The following is a 20,250-nucleotide window of genomic DNA, read 5'->3' on the forward strand; positions in this document are numbered from 1 at the left end:
CCCGCGGGAGTCGGGGTTCAAAAACACCAGATCCCCTGGCTGCACGGCGGTACAGACGGCGGGGGCGGGCCTGGATCGGGGCCCGGAGCGATCAGCGACCCGCGGCAGGGGGCGCCGGCGGGTCCGGGGCGGGTGGCGCCGGCGCTGACGCCGACACGTCCTCGGATGCCGGCGATCACCACCGCGCGCCGCAGCCGGCCGAACCTGCGGTCGTGGTCAGCGACGCCAGTCGAGTCCAGGACCGGCTGGCCGAAGCGGTCCGGATCTACCGCGCCAGCCGCGGCGCGGGCATGGGCGGCCGCGAAGGTCGGCACGCGTTGTCTGAGGCTGCCTGACTAGGGCCGGGCGCTGATGGAGCCGATGGAATGGGTGGCGATCGCCCGCACGGTATGGGTGCATCGTCGCAAGGTGTACGCCGCGCTGGCGTTGCTGGCCCCGTTTGCGTGGACCGCGCTGCTGGTGATGTTCGTGGTGTTCCTCGGCGGCGGGGCGCCGCCGGCCACTGCGGGGCTGACCCCGCAGTGCCAGCACCAGCTGCAGTCCCAGGGCATCAGCCCCGACACCGGGGTGTCGTTTGGGCCGGGGCCGATCAACAACGGCAAAGCTGTCATCGCCGCCGGCCTACAGATGAAGGTGCCCGAGAAGGGCATCATCATCGGCTTGGCCGTGGGCATGGAGGAATCCGGGCTGCGCAACCTGGCCAACTCCAATGTGCCCGAGTCGCTGGGGATTCCCCACGAGGGCGTGGGACACGACCACAAGTCGGTCGGCATCATGCAGCAACAGCCATGGTGGGGCAGCCTGCGAGACCTGATGACCCCCGGCGTCGCGGCGCAAAAGTTCTTCGCCAAGCTGCTCAAAGTCGGGGGCTGGCAGAACATGGCCCCCACCGTGGCCGCCCAAACAGTCCAAGGATCGGCCTATCCCGACGCCTACGCCGCATTCGTTACCCAGGCAACGGCGTTCTACCGCCAGCACTTACACGAGGTGATGGCCAGCTCTGGTCATCCCACCCCGCCCGAATCCACCAAAGACGACAGCGGCCGCGACATCTGCGGTGTGGTGCGCGATCCGCACGCCGGCGCTCCGAGCAACCTTGGGCCCGGCACCGCGGCCGGGGTGGCCGCCGCGCGCGCCGCAGAAGCCGAGATCGGGCTGCCCTATGTGTGGGGCGGCGGGAACATCAACGGCCCCACCGGAGGCGGATTCGACTGCTCAGGTCTGGTGCTCTACGCCATCTACCAAGCCTCAGGGCATCGAATTGTGTTGCCCCACTTGACCTACGACATGGTCCACTACGGCAGCATCGTCCCGCGTACCGCCGTGCAGCCAGGGGATCTGGTGTTTTTGAACCCCGACTCCCGCGGGCCCGGTCACGTGGCCATGGTGGTCAACCCCACCACGATCGTGGAAGCCCAAGACTTCGGGATACCGGTGAAGCTCTCACCGTTTCCCTCCCGCTTCGTCGTCATCAAACGCGTCCTGTGACCAAGAAAGAAGGCAGGCTGACATGAGCATGAGCACACAGCAGCGATCCCTGCGAGCCCGATGGTGGCGCCTGCGGTGGTGGGTGTGGCGGGTCCCGCTGCGTATCCGCCTGGGCGTCATCGCCGGAATGGTGGCCGTGGCGGGACTGTGCTGGCAGTACAGCACCCACCACGGTGACGCCGGCGCCAGCGAGCGCCACCAGCAGCGGCCAGCCGCCAGCGCCACACCCGCGCCGGCGCCGGCGGCCCCGCCTGCTGATTACGGCGACAATCCTGAGGTGGGCCAGCTACCGGCACCCACCGTGGCGCCCCAGCTTGCCTCCGTCGACGCCGCGCGGGCCCTCGCCGCTCGGTTCGCCACCAATTTCGCCTCCCCCAACGACAATCACGACGACTGGTTGGCCCGCATCAGCCCCGATGTGTCCCAGCAGCTGATCGAGCAATACCGGCTCACCGACATCCGCAACGTCCCCCAGGCCGCAGTGAGTTCGCTGGACGGGCCGCTCGACGAGCTGCCCGGCGCCGTGGCGTTTCGCGCCACCTACAACGACGGGACCCAGATCGAGATCCGTCTGGCCCTGGCAGCAGACGGCTGGAAGGTCGCCAACGTCGTGCCGGTCAACTCCGACACCGCGCCGGCGCCGGCGCCGGCCACCTCGCCCCCGGGGGTGCGGTGATGGCGGCGAACAAGACAGCCCCTGGCGCCAAGGCCGACACCAGGACGGCGCCGCCGCCGCGGCCCTACGCCATCAATAACGCCGAGCTCAAACGCCCCCACGTCGCCGGCGAATCCGCAGCCGAGCAGAAGCAGGCCGCCCAGGGGTGGCGATGGATCATCCTGTCCGGGCTGGGCGTGATCGCGCTACTGACCTACACCAAGGTGTGGCCAGCAGCCCACCACCTGCTCTATTCACCCTCACCGATACGCGACTACCTGCTGCCCCCCTCGGCGAACCCGATCTACGTCGTCGCCGGAGTGGGCGTGGGCTGGTTCTGGATCTTGTTCATCGCCGCCCCAGCGATCGCCGCCGTCGCGGCCGCACTGTGGTGGGCCATGCTGGCGTGGTCCAACCACCGCGCCCGCACCGGCCATCTGGGCCACCTGCGTGCCGGACAGGCCTGGACCGGTGAGCAGTACCCCACCGTCCCGCTGATTCTGGGAGGCGCTGGTGTCACGCTGGCCCTGGCCGGGGCCCTGTTGCGCTGGGCCGGTACCGCGGCGAGCACCCTGCCTGGTCGGCTGCTGGTCGTTGCGCTGCTGGTCGCGACCGGTTACGGGTTCACCCAATTCGCCTGGTGGGCTTACCTGCGCGGCACCATCACCCGCCAAATCAACAAGATCACCTACCTTGCGTCGTTCACGCTGGGATGGACCGATGACCTGCGAGCCGGCCGCGTCAAGGTCATCCGCTGCGCCTACCCGCGCCGGCAAAAGGCGTTCCCCAAGGTGATCAAGCTGCTCTACAGCCAGCATCCCCGGGCGGTCGGCGAGGACCTCATCGCCGAAATCGCCGCGGTGCTGCGCGAGGTCACCGGCCACACCTACACCATCGAGCATGAGGCGTTGACCCGCACACTGACCGCCACCCACACCGTCACCGTCGATGACCACGACGCCGTCGACGACGCCGAAACGGTGCTCGCGCCGCTGGTCGTCTCCTGGTTTGACGCGGCAGCCCACATCGCCTCGGTGACCGTGGACAAGCCAGCCCTAGAGATCGACGAGGCCGGGAACCCCGTCGACGGACACGCAGCGGCCACCCCGGCCGACGATGTCGATGAGGACCTCGCGAAACGGGCGGCCGCCACCGGCAACGACGCCATCGCCGCGCGGATCCGCGAGTTCACCGTCGGCTTCGCCTACAACCTCAAGGTCAGCTCGGCATATCGGCGCGGAGTCATCGAAGGCATGGTCTCTGATGCGCTCGGAGGATCCTGGGAAGCCGAATGGAGCATGGCCTCGCGGCGAGTGCGATTCGTGCGCAGCCCCGGTTTGCCCACCCTGGTCGACCCGCCGCTGGACTTCCCCACGGTCACCCGCGCGACGATCCGCGCCCTGTACAAGCACACGGTCATCCCGTTCGGCGTCGACGCCTACGGCAACACCATCAGCTGGGACTTCAAACAGTCCCCGCACATGCTCATCGCCGGCCAGACCTCCTCGGGCAAGACGTCGGCGCTGATGACCGTGGCCACCCAGTGCGCGCGGCGAGGTTTCAATGTGGTCGAAATCGACCCGAAGGGCTTCGACTCCCCAGGGATGCGGGATTGGCCGAACGTGTCGCTGGTGACCGCCGGTACCGACGAGGACGGCCTGGTCGGACACACCGCCGCGCTGCGGTTCATCGCCGACACCATGCGTGATCGGCTCTCGCAGGTCAAGATCAATCCCAACCGCGCTGATGACTTCGACCCCATCATCGTGATCACCGACGAGTTCTCCAACCTGGTGGTGGCGTTGGCGGAGTTCTACGCGACCTATAAGACCAGCAAGGAAAAAGGGGCGCCGCCCACCACCAAAGACGTCGGGATCCTGCTGCGGACCGCGCGGGCAGTGGCCATCCATATGGCGATCGGCATCCAGCGTCCCGACACGATGTTCATCTCCGGTGAGGCGCGCGACAACACCGCGTTGCGGGTGGCGATGGGACGCCTGCGGTCCAAGGATGCGGCGATCATGATGTTCAACGACGCGGTCGCGGGCACTCGCATCCAACCGGGCATCAAAGGCCGCGGCACCGTGCAGCTGCCCGACGGCCGGTTCCGGGAGATGCAAGCGTTCTACACGCCGAAAATCCCAGCCACCGAGGAGCAGTGGGCGGCGTTGTCCGACCACGAACGCGCGATCCTCACCGAGCTGCGCAACGTCGACAGCTTTTGGCCGCGCCGGGTTGTCGACAGTGCGCTGCGCGGCTATGACCCCGAGGACGACGAGCAGTCACTGTCGTTCGCCGACATCCGCCAATCACCGATCGTGCTCGCCTCCGAGCGCCCCGATCTGGACCCCCTGAGTGACCAATACGTGCGACCGTTGAGCGCGGTCCGGCAGGCCACCATGGACGACGAGCATCCCGAGCTCCCGGAGGTGCACCACGGCCACGATGGGCAGGGCGCCACCGCGGCGGCGGCCGCGTCATTCGGGGCACCCGTTGACGGTTTTGACGATGACTATTTGCCGACCATCGAGGACGAATACGAGGCCGCGATCCCGGTCGCGGCCAACGAGGTCGCCCACGGTGATCTGGTGGACCTTTCCGTTGACGGTGTCGCAGACTGGAAGTACGTTCACGCCGAGCCCTACCTCACCGAAGATGCTGACGGTCTTGACCGGCTCGTGATCCCCTATCGGGACCTCGAAGACGGTCACAACGCCGCCGACATCGAGGTCGATCCCTACGAGGTGGTGCAGGCTCGCAAACTGCATATGCACTAGCGACAACGGAGGTGGGAATGGCGCCCAGGAAAAAGACCGGCAGGGCTGCCGCGGAGGCCGCGTATGCCAACCTGCTCAAAGACAACACCGCCTTAGTCGGTGATGTCGGAGAAACCTGGGATGCCTACGTGGCCCAGCTCCACGACGCTGCGGCGGCACGGGAGCGCTATGAAGACGCGCGCGCCGCAGCGGTCAAAGGTGGTGCGGTCACCAACGATCAACTCGACCAGATGGGCTACAAGAAAACCGCCAAGCTGCCCACCCCGCCGCCCAGAACCCCCGCCTCGGAGAGCTCCGCGGCGTCCAAGCCGGACGCCGCCGCGGGGCGGCCCGAACCATTTTCTGATCCACAGACCAACGGTGTATCAGCCGAGCCGGCTTTGGCCTCGGTGGGCGCCGCCAACCGAGGGGGGTACTGATGAGTGCCATCGACGCACTGGTCCAAGAATCTCAGGACCAGCACCGCCGCTACTACGAGCTGTTCGGCCACAACCCGGTGCGTGGCGATGGGCTGCGTGAGGTCGGTGAACTGAGCCGGCAATGCGCCGAGCAGGCCCGCGAAATCCGCCAACAGGTGTTGGATTCGAACTTCTCCACGGCGGTCCTCGGCTAATGGGGCCTCGCGGGGGGCCGTATGCCCAGACAACCGGCCATGACCACGTACCGCTGGACACGTTCAACGGCACCGCGAACGGCGCCGGCGGCGCCGCGGATGGCAGCGCCGACGTCAATGTCAACGGCGGCAACGCCATCGCAGGTAACTCCGCTGCCGAGGCCGCCGAAATCGCGGCGGTCCCCAATCCGCAATCACCCGAAGGCCAACGCCAGATCTTGGCGATCATCGAGAAATACCAGTCCAAAAGCGCTGGCACAGTCGAAGAATCCTCGGCCACACAGCAAGCCAACGGAGAGGATGCCGCCAACGGTGGCCACCACCACCATGGAGACGACGACAACAAGGACGACTCCAAAGGCGGCAGCGGCCTGATGGACATCTTGAGCCAATTGCTCGGCTCAGGAGGCTCAGGGCTGCAGGGGATGAACCCGCTCGGACAAGGCATGAGCCCATTCGGGCAAGGAATGGGCGGTGCTGGCGCCAACCCGTTCGGCGACCCCTACGGTGCCCAGCAGGCCGGTGCGGCCAGCCCGGCCGCCAACCCCTTCGCCGACCCGCTGGCCTCCCCTGGCGCGCCGGCAGCCACCACTGTGGGAGCCACCACAGACCCCTTCGCCAGCACCCCCTCAGGCGCCACCAACGCGACCCCGGCGGGCAGCAACCCCAACGCGGCCACCAACCCGTTCACCACCGCAGACAACCCCGGCGGCCAAGGCGGTGGCGCCGGCGGTGCGGGGGCTGTTCCGGCGACCGGCGGCGGCTCCAAGCCCGGCGCGAGCGCGACGAACACCGCGGGGGTTGATCTGGACGCATTCTCCGGCGGTGATGGCGGCGCAGTTCCCGCTGACCCGTCCACCAGCGGTACGGGCAGCAAGTAGCCCGGGCAAACACACAGGTCATGGTGTCCACCGCGGTCAGCAGCGTCCCGGTCACCTCACGGTGGTACGGGCAAAGCCGAGCGCGCGACGTCGCGCGGCGCCTGGAATCGCTGTCGGGGCTCTCGCCGGCACCAGGGCCCGCCGGGGTGATCACCGCCCGCCGCGACGAACTGACGGTGACGTTCGTCGAAGGGCTCAAGGCCCCCCTGCCCCAGCCGTGGCAGCCCGCCGGACGAGAAGCCCAAATCGGTTGGGAAGCCATCGATCCCGGACACCCGCCCGACCCTGAGCATCCGGTCTACCTGGTGGTGTTCGGCACCACCGACGACGGTGGGCTGGTGGGGCTGAACCTGGCCGCATTTCCCCGCATTCGCGTCGAAGGGGATCCCGACACCGCTGCCGCATTGATCCGCCGTTGGGTGCTGGAACTGATGGCCACCCATCCCGCCATTAGCATCGGCGTGACCGACGATGTGTGGAAAGGACCATGGACCACCCGGGTGCAACCTGTGGCGCCCGGGCGTGTACCCGGCGTCGACGTGTTGGTGTGTGGTCCCGGCCTGACCTATGCCGAACGCGCCCAAATCGTGGCCGCCTCAACCAGCCCGATCCTGATTGACCTCGGCCAAGACGCGGCGATGTCGAGCACCTGGGTGATCAGCTGTGGTCCCGATCGGCTCGGGCAGATCAGTCGCGGCGCCTCATCGCGGCCGCTGACGGCCACACTGATCGTTCCCAGCGCCGAAGTCGTTGACCGCTGCGCCGAACTGCTAACCGACCAGCCCGAGCAGCCGATCGCCACCCCTGAAGCAGTGGAAGCCGAGCGCAGCCTCGATGCCGACGCAGCGCATGACGATGACTCGGCCGTCGACGCCACCGGCCCCGACGCCGAGTTCGCTTTCCTCGACGACGACAGCGCGGCCGCGGAGGCTCCAGACCTCGAGCACAGCCAGCCCGAACCCGCGCCCAGCGACGAGGAGCCGATCGACTTCTTCGCACCCATGAGCGCACCCTCGGCGCCGGCGGCGTCGCCGCCTCTGGTCGCCGACCACCCCTACGACAGCGAAATTGACCAGCGCACCCCCTGGCCGGCACCGGCCGACGAGCTCCACTCCCCTGGCCCGGCCCTATGCGCCGCACAGGCCGCCCCGCCAGCCCCTGCACGCCCGGTCGCCGAGACGGCCGAAACCCGGCCACAGCCCGATGGGCCAACGCCGGTCATCGCGCCGATATGGAACCGCATCCTGGGCCAGGTCGTGCTCCAACCGCCGCACAGCACCCAAGAGCCCGGGCCGCGGGAAAAGCGGCTCAACGAACTCACCGTGTTCCTTCAGCACCGCCCCTGGGCCAGCGCCACTGACATCATCGGCTGCGTCTACGGTGGGGCCGCCTCGGAGAAAACGGTGACTCAACAGCTCTCACTGCTGCGCGCACGGCTGGGAGTCGTGCGCCCCGGTGGGCCTAAAGCGTTGCCGCCCATGAGCGATGGTGGCTACCACCTCGACAACGCGGTGCGCTCAGACTGGATGGAATTCGAGCGGCTGGTTGAAATCCTCGTCGAGACCACCCCTACCCCGAACCTGATCGGCGCGATGGATCTGGTCACCGGGCCGCCGCTGAGCAGAATCCCGCCGAAAGAATGGGCCTGGACCAAAGACTTGCGCGAAGAGTTACGGGATCGAGTGCCCGCGGCTGCGGTGGCATTGGCGCGCCGGCACCACGAAGCCAAGCGGTTCGGCGCCGCGGTGGAAATCGCGCGCAAAGGCTTGTGGTATGACAACGTTCGACAGGACCTATGGCAGGTCGCGCTGTCGGCGGCTCTCGACGGCCACGACAAGGACGCTTTCCGCGCGCTGCGTGGACAGTTCCTTGCCACCGTCACCGGCCCCGATAGGGATCCGGCGGTCTTCGACCTCACTCGACAGGCAGGATAGGGCCCCCATGCATTCCATCACTGTGACGCAATTCAAGGACGACGACGACGACGAGGTCATCACCACTGCCGAGACCGACCCGGCCGCCTTGTCGGTGTCGGTGTGCACCACCGGCGCGATCGTCGATGTCGACGCCGCCGTCACGGCGCTGCGTCCACTGGGCATCGAGGGATTTACCGAGTTGTTCCTCACCTGCGCACAGGCGGCGTTCGCCCACCGCTACGACCCACTGTTGCCCGAGTAGCGGCAGGGGCATCATGGGCTTGGATATCGACACCAGCGGACTGCGCCACGCCGGCGAACTGGTTCACGCCGCCGGTGAGGCCTTACACCAGCAGTTGGAATCAGACGTGCCGCCCTGCGGGGACGACGAAGTGTCCAAAGCGCTGATGGACAACCTCAACGCCTGGCAACGCTGGCTGGTGCAGCACATCAAAGCCGGTGCCCAGCAAGCGTTTAGCGCCGCGGCCGGTATTCACAGCACAGCCAGCGGCTTCGACACCCAAGACACCGCGGCCGCGGCGGCCTACGGCGGCGCAGGTGGCCACGCACCAGCGGCCACGCCGGCCGCCGCCCACAGCGGGCCAGGCGCGGCGGGCGCAGCGCCTGCTGGGCCGCCGGCCACCTCGCCCGTGCCTGACATCAGCGGCCGCGACGGTGAGAAGCTCGCCTTGGCGCTGCACTCCGGCGCCGGCCCCGCGCCGGCGCTGGCCAAGGCCGCGCAGTGGGAAGGCGTGGCTACCCAAGCAGTGACCGCCCATACCGCGCTCACCGGGGCCAGAACCCAACTACTCGCCTCAGGTCACGCCGCGATGAGCTCACCGCTGTTGACCCGGCTGGACCGAGCCATCGGCTGGACGCAACAGGTCGCCACGCACGCCAGCGCACTAGCCAACGGCTACAGCACCGCCGCCGGCGCCCACACCACCGCCACCACAGCAGTCGGCCACCCCACCGTGTGGCGCACGACCAAAACGAACTTGGCCGAGGCGCGCGCGGACCCGTTCGGGGCGCCTCGAGCGCAGGCCTACCAAACCCAATTGACCGGGATGCAGCACACCGCCCGAGTCACCTTGACCGGCTATACCACCACAGGCAAAGCGGCCGGCACACCGCCGGGCACACTTCCCCCCGGTCCTGGATTGGCCCCCAACACGCCAAACGCTCCCGGCTCACCCACGCCGAACACCGGTGACAAACCCGGCCAAACCGATCAGCAAGACGATCCCCCAACGCCGAAGTCGGGTGATGGCAGCCCCCAGACATCCAAATCGTCGGCGTCCGGGGAAGGATCGGGTTTCCAAGACATGCTGGGCTCCCTGATGGGCGCGCTCGGACCGCTGATGCAGTCGTTTGGCCAAGGCAACCCCTTACAGTCGCTGGGCCAACTCGGCCAGCAACTCAGCCAGCAGGCCGGCAATCTGGCCAAGGCCACCAAACCACCGATCAAGCCCGCCGCGCTGACTCATGCGCACCCGGCAGGAGGCGGAGCCCACAAGGGAGGGGGCGGTGGCAGCCCGATCAAACCTGCCCCTCTGGGCGGAGTCCACTCGGCCGGGCTGACCGGAACCCCGGCCTCCTCGCCGCCTACCGGGCCGAGCAAGGCGGCGGCCAGCCCCGCCGCCGCGAGCTCGAGCGGGTCAGGCGGCATGGGCATGATGCCGATGGGACGCCACGGTGAGGGCACAGAGTCCAAGAAGGTGCACAGCTACGAGCAGCCGATACCCGAGGTCGACTCCGAAGGGCGGCCCGGAGTTGTCGGCGCTGCCGAAAAAGCCGAGCCCGTGGTCAAACCCGACGCGCACAACGCAGTCAAGGCGCGCATCGCTGCCCGCAAGAAAGAAACCTCGACCCGCGGCGACACCTAGCGGTGGCTGATCTTGCGCCCCCGGCTGTCGCACTTTTGTGCCACGCTGATGGCATGACCGATCGGCCGGTGCGGCCCGCCGCACACCACAGCGCGACCCCCTCGGGGATAGCACCCGCGTCGGCACACTCGCTCTGCGATCCCACCAGCCCACCAGTGTTAGGCGACATCGTCTGATGGACATTCCCCTGCACCCCGCCGTGTCCGCCGAAATGGCGCGCGGCCGGCAATTCCTCGAACGAATCCGAGCGGCACGCCGAAACCTCGAACAGCTACGGGTCACGGTGAGCTGCCCCGACGGCGACAACACGCTTGTCTTCGACGGTGACGGCATGATCGTCGAGGCGTCGTTCGCCGAGGACCTGTTTGACCGCTACCCCGGCGACAAGCTCAGTGAACTGCTGCTGGCCATGTCGGAGGAAGGATTTTCCCAAGTGTCACAACACGTCAGCGCCCAAGTCGCCGCGGTCGTGGAGCAGCGATGACAAGCAGCGACGCGCTGGACCTCTTCTTGAGCAGCTGCGCAGCCCTGGGCGCGGAAGTGTACGGACGCCGGCAGGTGCCCGATAAGCGCGCTGCGCGCAGCGGATTCGAGCGCCTGACCGTGCAGTATCCCGATCAGTGCGACGGATGGCTGGGCCTAGCGGCCAGCGGCGACGTCAGCCGCGCGGTCCTGGAAAACGCCTACCGCGCCCTAGACACCTGCGGTGAGTTGATCACCGCCGGTGACGTGGCTGCTGACGCGATCGATTTCGCCTTCGATACCGGCCTGTACATCCAGCTGCACGCGCGCGGCGCCGACGGCGTCATCATGGCGTGTGCGGCCGCGCGTGCCGCCGCCGGTGACTACGCCGGCGCCCGCGATCTCCTGGACGACCGGTTGCTTGCGGCTGTGCCCGGGCCTGCCGGCTGGGTGTTGGCGGTGGTGTACTTCCGGGCCAAACGCTGGCATGACGTACGCCGGGTCCTGGCGCCGCTGGCCGCGCAGGTACGCAACGATCCGTTCCTGCACCAAGCAGTACAGGTGGCCCTCGGCTTGTCCGGCGCCTATTTGGGCCTGTGGGAGCAAGGATTTGACCAATTGAGCAGCCAAGGGCAGGGGCCGATCGAGGCTGCCAGCGCTGAAGCGCTGCTCGGGGCGGGATTGTGCGCTCGAGCGCTGGGCCGCGCGGAGGCTGCCACCGCGCTGCTCAACGAGGCCTACGCCGTGGTGGGGATCTCCGAACATGTGCGATCGACGATCGCCACGGCGCTGAGCGATCCCGCTTTCGGCATCCACCCGACCACCGCCGCGCGCATCGACGCCCGCAACGACTACTGGGATCCCGGCACCGAGCCCGGCGAACGCGACTTCGCTCGCCAGCTCGGAGCGGCTCGCCGCGAGGAGCTCAAGGGCGAAGCCGCCGCTGAACTCGCCGACTTCGTCGGCATGGTCGACGTCAAAGAGCAAATCGCGCGGCTGGAATCGAGCGTGCGCGCCGACAAGCAACGCGAAACCCTGGGGCTGCCGGTGCGCAACAAGTCGCTGCACTTGGTGCTCAAAGGTCCGCCCGGCACCGGGAAGACGACGATCGCCCGGGTGATCGCCAAGCTGCTGTGTGCCGCCGATGTGCTGCCGTCTGACACCTTCGTCGAAGCCAGCCGCTCGGACCTGGTCGACCGGGTCATCGGCGGCTCGGAAGCCAAGATCAAAGCGATCATCGACCGCATCGTCGACGACGGCGGCGGGGTACTGTTCATCGACGAGGCCTATGCGCTCACCGAATCAGATTCCGAGCGGGACTACGGCCGGGTGGTGATCGCAGAACTGTTGCGCGCCATGACCAACCACGCCGGCAAGCTGATGGTGATCGCGGCCGGCTACGCCGACAAGATGCAGGAATTCCTCGACTCCAACGAGGGGCTGCGGTCGCGATTCACCCGCGCCATCACGTTGCCGTCCTACACCGTCGATGAGCTAGTGGAGATCACGGTGCGCAAAGCCGCCAAAGGCGGCAGCATCATCTCCGATACCGAGCCGCTGCGGGCCGCCTATGCCGAGCTCGCTGGTGCCACCGCCGTGGACACCAGCGGGCGGCGCCGTCCGGCGATGGACGTGTTGGGCAACGCCCGCTTCAGCGAGAACCTGATCCAATTCGCTGAAGAGCAGCGGGACCACCGCCTCGACGTCACCGGCAAACTCGGCCCCGGTGCCACCGCCGAGGAGTTGCAGACCATCACCGCCGAGGACGTGCGCACCGCTGTGGCGCGCGAACTCGATCGAGCCGACAAAGAACAGAACATCAAGCTATCGCGGCACGACCGCGATCAAGGACCGCTCGTGGGGGCGGCACCGCAGCATGGGGAGCCGGTGAGTTCAGCTGAACCCGCCTTGTGGCGCCGCGGCGGTACACACACCGGCGGAGGTGCGTGATGACCGCACCGGTTACCCCACGTCCACGGCGGGGGTTTAAGTCCCGCAGCGTCGAGTTAGGACCCACCTCGGCGCGCAAGCGGCCGTGGGGATTCGTTACCCGACACCAGGTTTCGGGCTGGCGATTCCTGATTCGACGGATCAGCAACGGCGTCGCGCTGCGCGACACGCGGATGCTCACCGATCCGCTACGCCGGCAGGGGCGCGCCCTGAGCGTGGGCACCCTGATCGCGGCCGTGCTGGTGGCGGGGGCGTTGGTGCTGTCGATCCTCAAACCTGCCGGCGTCACCGGCACCAAGCACGTCCTGGCTGAACGGTCCACCAACGCGCTGTACGTGGTGGTCAACGACGAACTACATCCGGTGCTCAACCTGGCCAGCGCCCGCCTGATCTCGGGCCATCCAGATAACCCGACCGTGGTGAAATCCAGCGAAATCGACAAGTTCCCCTTGGGTAACACGTTGGGCATTCCCAATGCGCCCTCACGCATGGTGCAGTCCGATGCCCGCGACGCGCGCTGGATGGTGTGCGACGCTATCGGCGGCGCGCAAAGTGGCACAACGGTGATCTTCGGCGATCCGGTTGCCGGTTCAGGCCACGCGTCTGCACTGCCGGCGTCCTCGGCGGTGTTGGCCACCACCGACGGCGGCCAGACCGCCTGGCTGATCTGGGGCGGCAAACGCAGTCAAATCGATCTGCACAACGCCGCGGTCACCGCGGCGGTAGGAATCAATGCCGACACGCCCGCACCGCGGACCATCAACCGTTCACTGCTGAATCTGATTCCCGAATCGGCGCCGCTGGTGGTGCCGTTCGTGGCCAACGCCGGGGATCCGCCCCGATTTGTGTGGCCGGTCGCCGGCCAGACGCCGCCGCCGGTGGCCTCGGTGGTGATCGACCACGACACCAACAACCAGATTCGCTACTACGTCGTGACCGCAGAAGGGCTACAGTCGATCTCCCCGGTGGTGGCGGCGATCCTGCGTGCCAACGACGCCTATGGCCTTGTCGAGCCGCCCGCCCTGACACCAGACCAGGTCGCCAAAGCGCCCAAAGCTACACCGATTTCGGTCGACGATTACCCGGCGGCGGCGCTGCGGATTATGGATCCTGAGACCGACCCGGTGACCTGCGGACAGTGGGTGAAACTGGCCGGTGCGCCCACGTCCAGCCTGACGCTGTTGTCCGGACAGAGCCTTCCCGTTGCCGCCGACGCCAAGCCAGTGGAGCTCACTGGGGCCGGGCCCACCACCGCCGCGCGGGTCGTGTTACCCCGGGGCAATGGCTACTACGTGCAGGTCACAGGGCAGCAACCACAAGCGAAGACCAAAGAGTCGCTGTTTTGGGTCTCTGATCTCGGTGTGCGCTACGGGTTAGAAGACCCACCAGCTGGCCAGTCAACGACGTCCACGGCAGAAGTGCTGGGCTTGAGTTCGCCGCCGCTGCCGGTCCCCTGGTCGGTGCTGAGTCTATTTGCCCCCGGCCCCACCCTGTCCAAAGCCGATGCGCTGGTTGCGCACTGATAAGGGAGATCCCTGATGCGAGAACGATTCCCCCATCGGCGCCGCGTGGCCGGTCCCCAGCACAAGGCTAAGGATTTCACCCTCAACCCCCCGCCAGAGCTGCCCCGCACCGTCGAGGTCGGCGCACTGAAAAAGGCGTTGCCATGGGTTTTCGGCGCGTCGATGGTCGTCATGGTGGTCTTCATGTTCATGACCGGGTACCGGCAGATGCAGCCGATGTACCTGTTCTTTGTGGCCATGATGGTGATCGCGCTGTTTCAGTCCATGCAGGCCCAAGGCGGCAACAGCGAACTGTCTACTCCCGAAGTCAATTCCGAACGGGCGGAATACTTGCGCTGGCTGTCGGGCAAGGGCGAAGAAATCCGGGACGTCGCGGCTGCGCAGAAAGCTAGTGCCGAGTGGTCACATCCAGACCCCGAGGTGCTTGAAGCGGTTCTTGGATCACCTCGAATGTGGGAACGTGGCGCTACTGACCCCGATTATCTGCATGTGCGCGTCGGCCGTGACGAGGTGCGGCTACAGAGCAAAATCAAGGTCAAACCCGTTGAGTCCGAACTAGATCTAGAGCCGGTCACGTACACGGCGTTGCAGCACCTTAGGGCTGTGCAGCAATCGATCCCGCATTGCCCTAAGGCGATTGACCTGGCTGGATTCGGCATGATCGCCGTCTACGGCGACCAGGTGCTCTTTCGGGCGATCCTGCGGGCCTGGATCGCGCAACTGGTGTGCTGGCACACCCCCAACGACATCGCTTTGGCGGTGGCCTCGCCGCAACTGGAATCGCAGTGGAATTGGGCGAAGTGGTTGCCGCACACCGAAAGTCAGGACATCGATGGCGCCGGGCCAGCACGGTTGCTGGGTATCTTGTTGCGTGAGGTCGAGACCATGCTGGCCCCGCTGATCAAGGATCGCGACAAAGTGGTCGACGACAAAGGAAATACCGACTCCGCGGCGGTGAGCAAATCGCACAAACACGTGGTGGTCGTGGTCGATGACCCCAGCGCCGGCCACGATGGGGTGCGGCGCATCGCCGCACGCGACGGCGTCACGGTGATCACCTATCGCGCGGCCGCTGGCCCTGACCGTGATTACGCGCCCCACTCGCGCGAGCTGCTGCTGCGGGTGGCCCGTGACGCCCACGCCCCCGACGCCGCCGTGCGAATGGACACGTGGCAGAGCTTTCGCTGGCAGACCTTTTGCGCTGAACCAGACGTGCTCGATGCGCACGTCTCGCGGCATGTGGCGCGGCAAATGTCGAAGTGGGACGCCGCGCCCACGAGCCGGCAAAATGCCGAATCAGCTGCCGCGCAGAATCTTCTGGCGTTACTGGGTATCTCCAATGCCGCCAAGCTGGACGTCGAGGCCCTGTGGGCGCCGCGGATGCTGCCCGTGGGAACCGGAGAGCCGGTGGATCTGTCACCGATGTTGCGGGTGCCGCTGGGATTGCAGCCCAGCGGGGCACCGCAGATGCTCGACCTCAAAGACGAAGCCGACGGCGGCAATGGGCCGCACGGGCTGATGATCGGCATGACCGGTTCAGGCAAGTCCACGCTGCTGAAAACGTTGGTGTTCACGCTTTTTGCCCACCACTCCCCCGATGTCGTGCAGGCGATCCTCGTCGACTTCAAAGACGGTGCTGGCTTCGACGGCTTCGCCGGTTATCCGCATGCGGTCGCGGTCATTACCAACCTCGAGGAAAAGAGATCCCACGTCGAGCGGTTCGGCGAGACGTGCCTGGGGTTGCTCGACCAGCGGGGTGTGGCGTTTGCTCACGCCGGTCGCCAGATCAGGGGCGCTGCGTTTGAGTCGCTGCGCGAATACAACGAGGCACGGGCCACTGCCGCCGGCAAAGATCTCCCACCGATCCCGTTCCTGTTCGTGATCATCGACGAATTCTCGTTGCTGCTGCGGGACCATCCGGAGATGGCCAAGGTGTTCGACACTGTGTGCCGCAAAGGCCGCTCGCAAGGGATCTTCTTTCTGTTTGCCAGCCAGACCCTCGACCAGGGCCACATTAAGGACATCGACAAGAACACCAACTACCGCATCGGGTTGAAGGTCGCCAGCGAATCCATCTCGAGGCAAGTGATCGGCAACGGCGACGCCTACCACATCCCCGACGGCAAAAACGTCAAAGGCACAGGCTATTTCGTGCGCGCGCCCGGTGCTGAGCCGATGAAGTACCGCGGATTCATGCTGCCTGCCCGCTACGAGCCGCCGACCACGATCAGCCGCAAGGTCATCAATGCCAAGCCGCGCGCGCGGGTGTTCACCGCCGGTCGTGTCGAGCCTGACCCCGACACAGTGATCGAAGAGGAAATCGCCGGCGAATCAGTCATCGAGGGCCCGCCGCGGTCGCTGGTATTGACCGTCGGGCCGCAGTTGGCTGCCGCCTATGGCAAGCCCTCACCGCAGCTGTGGTCGCCGCCGCTGGATGAGCCGATCCCGCTCGATGCCATGCTCACCCAGGCCGGCGCCGCGGACACGGCGGCACCCGCAGCGGCCCCATGGTGGCCGCTGGGCAAAATCGATCGACCGCGCCAATTGAGCCACAGCCTGCTTAGTTACAGCGTCGATGACGGCAATGTGTCGATTCTGGGCATGCGCAAAGAGGAAGCGTCGATGGCGGTGCAGACCTTCATTCTGGCCGCTGCCGCCCGCTATTCTCCGCGTGACGTGGGCTTCTACGTCATGAGTTATGGCGGGCCGGCGGTGGGGACGCTCAACGGCCTGCCCCACATCGGCGCGATCGGCGGCAACGAGCGCGATGAACTGAACTTGCGGATCTTCGGAGACCTCGAGGCGGTGATCGCGCGCCGGCGCCGTATCTTCGATCAGTTCAACATCGGCTCGCTCGCTGAGTTTCGGCGGCGGCGAAGCCAAGGCGATGAGCCAGGACTCGAGGACGGCTACCCCACTGACTTGTTCTTGGTGGTCGACGGCTGGGACAACTTCCTCGACGACAACACCTCGCTTCTGAATCCCAAGAACCCGCACGTCAAGAGTGTGGAACGGCTGGCCACCGCCGGCCGGGGTATGCATGTGCTGATTTCGGCGGCCAGTTGGTTGAAGTTCGGCAACGAGGTGCAAAACCACATCAACACCCGGTTCGAGCTGAAACTCTCGCAAGCTTCCGACTCCCAAATCAAGCCGCAGAAGACGGACGAGATGATCCGCCCGCAAGACCGCATCCCCAAGCACGATCTGGGTCGCGGCATCAACGGTGTCGGCGATGTCATCCGCTTCGCGGTGGGACGTCTCGACGGTCAGCCCAGCATGGACAACTTGGACGAGAAGGTGCGCGAAACGGTGGCCACCGTGGCACAGCACTATGCAGGAGACACCCCGGTGCCGAGCCCGCAATTGCTGCCGGCGGTGGTCAGAGCTGCCGGGCTGAGTCAAGATCGGCTCGACGGAGAGCGGTTCGCCTTGGGCCTGCGTGGCCGCGACCTGCAGCCGTTGGTGCATGACTTCGCCCGAAACCCGCTCGTGGGCGTCTATGGCGACGACGAGAAGGGTAAGACGACGTTCCTCACCCACCTGCTGCGCAGCGTGGTCGCGCGCCGCTCGGGTCCCGAGCAAGCGATTGTGTGCGTGTTCGACAGAGGTCTTGGGCTCAGCGCAGAGACGGCACGGCTCATCGAGGGCGAGGACTACTACGAGACCGACTTCGCTTCCATGGCGCAACGTCTTGAGCAGATGGCGCACGTCCTTGACGGCAGAACACCGCCGAAGGATCTGCCCTGGGAAGAAAAGCGGACCTGGAAATTGCAAGGGGCGCTGATCTACTTGTTCGTCGACGACCTCGATGCCATTCCCGCCCAGCAGCAGATCTATGACCACGTCCCTGCCGGCGGTGTCCCGGCGAGCGGATCGGGTCGGATGGTGCAGACGTGGCAGCCGATGCTGCGCCATTTCGCCTCTGCCAGCGAGGTGGGCTTGCGGGTGATCATGACCCACCGGGCGCAAGGAGCTGCTGCTGCGGAAATGTCGCCCAATACCGTGTCGGGTCAGCTGGCCAACCAAAACGCCGTCCGCATCATGCTGGGCTCCACGGCGAGTAATGACAAGGTCGGTGGAATGAAATTCCAGGACCTCGATCCCGGCCGCGGTTATGTGTTGGCCAGTGGCGGTCAGAACGAGGGATATGCCCAGTTGGCGGTCCCCGACCAAATGTAACCGGAATGTTAAATGTGCACGATAGAGGTGTTAGCGTGTTAGTGCGCCTGCTGCAATTACAGCAGGTGTCATGTGTCGGCGGTACCGTGCATCTAACCGGGCCGTCACGGGGGCCGCATTGTCGGTGGCCGCAGTGGGGCGGGGCAGCGATAATTACTACAAAACAATCGCGAATAGTGAAACCAGAGGGGATGTTGTTTCATGCAAGTTGATGTCACACCCGAAGCGTTGGCAGCCGCTTCAGCTCAGGTGGCTGCATTGACCGCCCGTCTCTTGGGTACCAACGCCGCGCACGCCGTGGCCACGGGTGCCATCCTGCCGCCTGGCGCAGACGCGGTGTCGGTGAAGACGGCCGCCTCCCTGGTCGCTGAGGGCGTGTCGCACCAGGCGATGGCCTGCATGGGCAACACCCAGCTCGCCGCCTCTTCAGAAGGCGTCGGCGAATCCGGTATCGGCTACACCCTGGTCGACGGCATTCAGGCCGGCGCATACGGGGCCAGCGCCGGCATCAGCGTCTAGCTTCGATCATCTGGCAGACGTGCACCCATGTCCTTCGACACGGTATTAGCCCAGATTTGGGTGGCGGCGCCGCCCGAAGTCCACTCGGCGCTGCTCAACGCCGGCGCCACCGCGGCGGGAATCACTGCCGCGGGAACGTCGTGGACGCATCTGAGTGCCGAATACATGGCGGCGCTGGCCGAACTCGAAGGGATCATCGCGGCTGTCGAATCCCAGTATCAAGGCGAGGCAGCCACCCAGTTCGTGGCCGCTCATCAGCCGATGCTGTTGTGGCTGGCGGACGTCGCCGCCAAGGCGGCGTTCACGGCCGGATCCCACGGCGAGATCGCGGCAGCCTACGAAGGTGCTGTCGGCGCGATGCCGACCATGGGGGAGCTGTTCGAAAACCATTTCGTTCACGGCGTGCTGATCGGTACCAACTTCATGGGCGTCAATACCATCCCCATCGGGCTTAACGAAGCCGATTACCAGCGCATGTGGCAGCTGGCCGCCGATGTCATGAGCACCTGGGATGGCGCTTCCAGCGCCGCCGCGACCTCCATCCCCCCCACCCCGACGTCACCGGTCACCCTGAGCGTCGGTACGGGGGAAGCGGGTTTGGCGACCGCGGTCTCAGCGGGATTCCATACCGCCGGGTACGGCACCATTGGTGGCGGTGCGGCAACCGGTTCCGATATCTCGAGTGACAAGCTGCTCGCGGGCAAAGCCGCGAGCAGTCCGGCCTCAGTCACGGACAAACTGCCGCCGGCGCAGAACCAAGCGCAAACGGCCGGCAACCAAGACGGCACCGCCGAGCAAGGGCTGACCCAGAACATGGCCGGCAGCTTCTTGCAGCAAGCCGCATCCATCGGCCCGCAGGCCGCCCAGGGGCTCACGCAGGGCCCCGGCCAGCTGCTGACCTCAGCGCCCCAGCAACTCTTGTCGGCGCCCCAGCAGCTCAGCAGCATGCTGGGCCAACTCACCGGAGGGGGCAGCTCCCTGGGACAGCAGGGGGTGCCGGTCGGCTTCGCCGGCACCGGGGCCATCGGCGGATTCAACCCCGCCGGCATGACCAGCCTGGCCGGCGGTGCATTCGGCAGCGGGCCCAGCAAGCCTTTGATGCCCTCCACCTGGGGTGCGGCGCCGAGCACCACCTCGTCGCTGGCCAACAGTGCGCGTGCCATCACCCCCGTCGCTACCGGACTTCCCGGCGCCGCCGGCTCCAGTGGGAGCGGCGCTGGCGGCGGCATGATGGGCGGCGGCGCCCACAACACCCGGGCCCGCGGTCAACGGGTCAACACCTACGCCGACGACGCTGTCGACGAGGACGCCGACAGCGAAAAGGAGGCGTACGCAATGACCCGCTAGGACGCCTTCACCCACACTGCGGATCGCATCGACTAATCCACAAGCCAATCCAGA

General features: G+C 66.6%; 15 protein-coding genes. All 15 read left to right on the plus strand.

The genetic code is table 11. The features are described 5' to 3' along the window. Positions 1 to 351: 351 nt before the first annotated feature. The 15 genes from A9W96_RS24895 (at position 352) to A9W96_RS24965 (ending at position 20,196) form a co-directional block, all read left to right on the plus strand. Positions 352 to 1,488: a C40 family peptidase gene (locus tag A9W96_RS24895; protein ID WP_067143847.1), complete on the plus strand. Its 1,137-nt coding sequence runs from the start codon at positions 352 to 354 to the stop codon at positions 1,486 to 1,488. A gap of 22 nt (positions 1,489 to 1,510) precedes the next feature. Further along, entirely contained in the window at positions 1,511 to 2,164 is a 654-nt protein-coding gene (locus tag A9W96_RS24900) for a hypothetical protein (RefSeq protein WP_067143849.1), read from the plus strand. Continuing rightward, the gene (locus tag A9W96_RS24905; RefSeq protein ID WP_067143851.1) at positions 2,164 to 4,920 is read left to right on the plus strand and encodes an FtsK/SpoIIIE domain-containing protein; all 2,757 of its coding nucleotides are present in this window, start codon (positions 2,164 to 2,166) and stop codon (positions 4,918 to 4,920) included. Before A9W96_RS24900 ends, A9W96_RS24905 begins: the two co-directional genes overlap by 1 nt. A 17-nt stretch (positions 4,921 to 4,937) precedes the next feature. Next, complete coding sequence (locus A9W96_RS24910; RefSeq protein ID WP_067143853.1) at positions 4,938 to 5,339, plus strand: hypothetical protein; 402 nt, start codon at positions 4,938 to 4,940, stop codon at positions 5,337 to 5,339. Beyond that, entirely contained in the window at positions 5,339 to 5,533 is a 195-nt protein-coding gene (locus tag A9W96_RS24915; protein ID WP_036456404.1) for a hypothetical protein, read from the plus strand. Before A9W96_RS24910 ends, A9W96_RS24915 begins: the two co-directional genes overlap by 1 nt. Beyond that, positions 5,533 to 6,414, plus strand: coding sequence for a hypothetical protein (locus A9W96_RS24920; RefSeq protein ID WP_067143855.1), 882 nt, complete (start codon positions 5,533 to 5,535; stop codon positions 6,412 to 6,414). The genes A9W96_RS24915 and A9W96_RS24920 overlap by 1 nt, the downstream gene beginning before the upstream one ends. A 20-nt stretch (positions 6,415 to 6,434) precedes the next feature. Next, a complete protein-coding gene (locus A9W96_RS24925) occupies positions 6,435 to 8,348 on the plus strand; it encodes a bacterial transcriptional activator domain-containing protein (protein WP_067143857.1) in 1,914 nt (637 codons plus the stop codon). 7 nt (positions 8,349 to 8,355) lie between these two features. Further along, entirely contained in the window at positions 8,356 to 8,592 is a 237-nt protein-coding gene (locus tag A9W96_RS24930) for a hypothetical protein (RefSeq protein WP_067143859.1), read from the plus strand. 13 nt (positions 8,593 to 8,605) lie between these two features. Continuing rightward, complete coding sequence (locus tag A9W96_RS24935; RefSeq protein WP_067143860.1) at positions 8,606 to 10,216, plus strand: PPE domain-containing protein; 1,611 nt, start codon at positions 8,606 to 8,608, stop codon at positions 10,214 to 10,216. Positions 10,217 to 10,391: 175 nt separating this feature from the next. Continuing rightward, positions 10,392 to 10,700 (plus strand): YbaB/EbfC family nucleoid-associated protein, encoded by a 309-nt coding sequence (locus tag A9W96_RS24940; RefSeq protein ID WP_065501437.1) that lies wholly within the window; start codon positions 10,392 to 10,394, stop codon positions 10,698 to 10,700. Then, positions 10,697 to 12,628 carry a type VII secretion AAA-ATPase EccA gene (gene eccA / locus A9W96_RS24945; protein ID WP_082972584.1) on the plus strand — a complete coding sequence of 644 codons (1,932 nt, stop codon included), beginning with the start codon at positions 10,697 to 10,699 and terminating at the stop codon, positions 12,626 to 12,628. The genes A9W96_RS24940 and eccA overlap by 4 nt, the downstream gene beginning before the upstream one ends. Next, positions 12,628 to 14,151, plus strand: coding sequence for a type VII secretion protein EccB (eccB, locus tag A9W96_RS24950; RefSeq protein WP_067143862.1), 1,524 nt, complete (start codon positions 12,628 to 12,630; stop codon positions 14,149 to 14,151). Before eccA ends, eccB begins: the two co-directional genes overlap by 1 nt. A gap of 15 nt (positions 14,152 to 14,166) precedes the next feature. Next, positions 14,167 to 18,330 (plus strand): type VII secretion protein EccCa, encoded by a 4,164-nt coding sequence (gene eccCa / locus A9W96_RS24955; protein WP_067143864.1) that lies wholly within the window; start codon positions 14,167 to 14,169, stop codon positions 18,328 to 18,330. 201 nt (positions 18,331 to 18,531) lie between these two features. Then, positions 18,532 to 18,849, plus strand: a complete 318-nt coding sequence (locus tag A9W96_RS24960) for a PE family protein (protein ID WP_067143866.1) — start codon at positions 18,532 to 18,534, stop codon at positions 18,847 to 18,849. A 27-nt stretch (positions 18,850 to 18,876) separates the two neighbouring features. Further along, complete coding sequence (locus A9W96_RS24965; RefSeq protein ID WP_067143868.1) at positions 18,877 to 20,196, plus strand: PPE family protein; 1,320 nt, start codon at positions 18,877 to 18,879, stop codon at positions 20,194 to 20,196. Positions 20,197 to 20,250 lie beyond the last annotated feature (54 nt).

This window comes from Mycobacterium sp. 1245852.3 (genome assembly GCF_001669335.1).
Classification (GTDB): Bacteria; Actinomycetota; Actinomycetes; order Mycobacteriales; family Mycobacteriaceae; genus Mycobacterium; species Mycobacterium europaeum_A.

Excerpts from the sequence above, each read along its gene's own strand:
- A9W96_RS24915 (WP_036456404.1), top strand. The coding sequence starts at position 5,339 with ATGAGTGCCATCGACGCACTGGTCCAAGAATCTCAGGACCAGCACCGC.
- eccA (WP_082972584.1), top strand. The coding sequence starts at position 10,697 with ATGACAAGCAGCGACGCGCTGGACCTCTTCTTGAGCAGCTGCGCAGCC.
- A9W96_RS24895 (WP_067143847.1), top strand. The coding sequence starts at position 352 with ATGGAGCCGATGGAATGGGTGGCGATCGCCCGCACGGTATGGGTGCAT.
- A9W96_RS24905 (WP_067143851.1), top strand. The coding sequence starts at position 2,164 with ATGGCGGCGAACAAGACAGCCCCTGGCGCCAAGGCCGACACCAGGACG.
- A9W96_RS24900 (WP_067143849.1), top strand. The coding sequence starts at position 1,511 with ATGAGCATGAGCACACAGCAGCGATCCCTGCGAGCCCGATGGTGGCGC.
- A9W96_RS24965 (WP_067143868.1), top strand. The coding sequence starts at position 18,877 with ATGTCCTTCGACACGGTATTAGCCCAGATTTGGGTGGCGGCGCCGCCC.
- A9W96_RS24910 (WP_067143853.1), top strand. The coding sequence starts at position 4,938 with ATGGCGCCCAGGAAAAAGACCGGCAGGGCTGCCGCGGAGGCCGCGTAT.
- A9W96_RS24930 (WP_067143859.1), top strand. The coding sequence starts at position 8,356 with ATGCATTCCATCACTGTGACGCAATTCAAGGACGACGACGACGACGAG.
- A9W96_RS24940 (WP_065501437.1), top strand. The coding sequence starts at position 10,392 with ATGGACATTCCCCTGCACCCCGCCGTGTCCGCCGAAATGGCGCGCGGC.
- eccCa (WP_067143864.1), top strand. The coding sequence starts at position 14,167 with ATGCGAGAACGATTCCCCCATCGGCGCCGCGTGGCCGGTCCCCAGCAC.
- A9W96_RS24920 (WP_067143855.1), top strand. The coding sequence starts at position 5,533 with ATGGGGCCTCGCGGGGGGCCGTATGCCCAGACAACCGGCCATGACCAC.
- A9W96_RS24960 (WP_067143866.1), top strand. The coding sequence starts at position 18,532 with ATGCAAGTTGATGTCACACCCGAAGCGTTGGCAGCCGCTTCAGCTCAG.
- A9W96_RS24925 (WP_067143857.1), top strand. The coding sequence starts at position 6,435 with ATGGTGTCCACCGCGGTCAGCAGCGTCCCGGTCACCTCACGGTGGTAC.
- A9W96_RS24935 (WP_067143860.1), top strand. The coding sequence starts at position 8,606 with ATGGGCTTGGATATCGACACCAGCGGACTGCGCCACGCCGGCGAACTG.
- eccB (WP_067143862.1), top strand. The coding sequence starts at position 12,628 with ATGACCGCACCGGTTACCCCACGTCCACGGCGGGGGTTTAAGTCCCGC.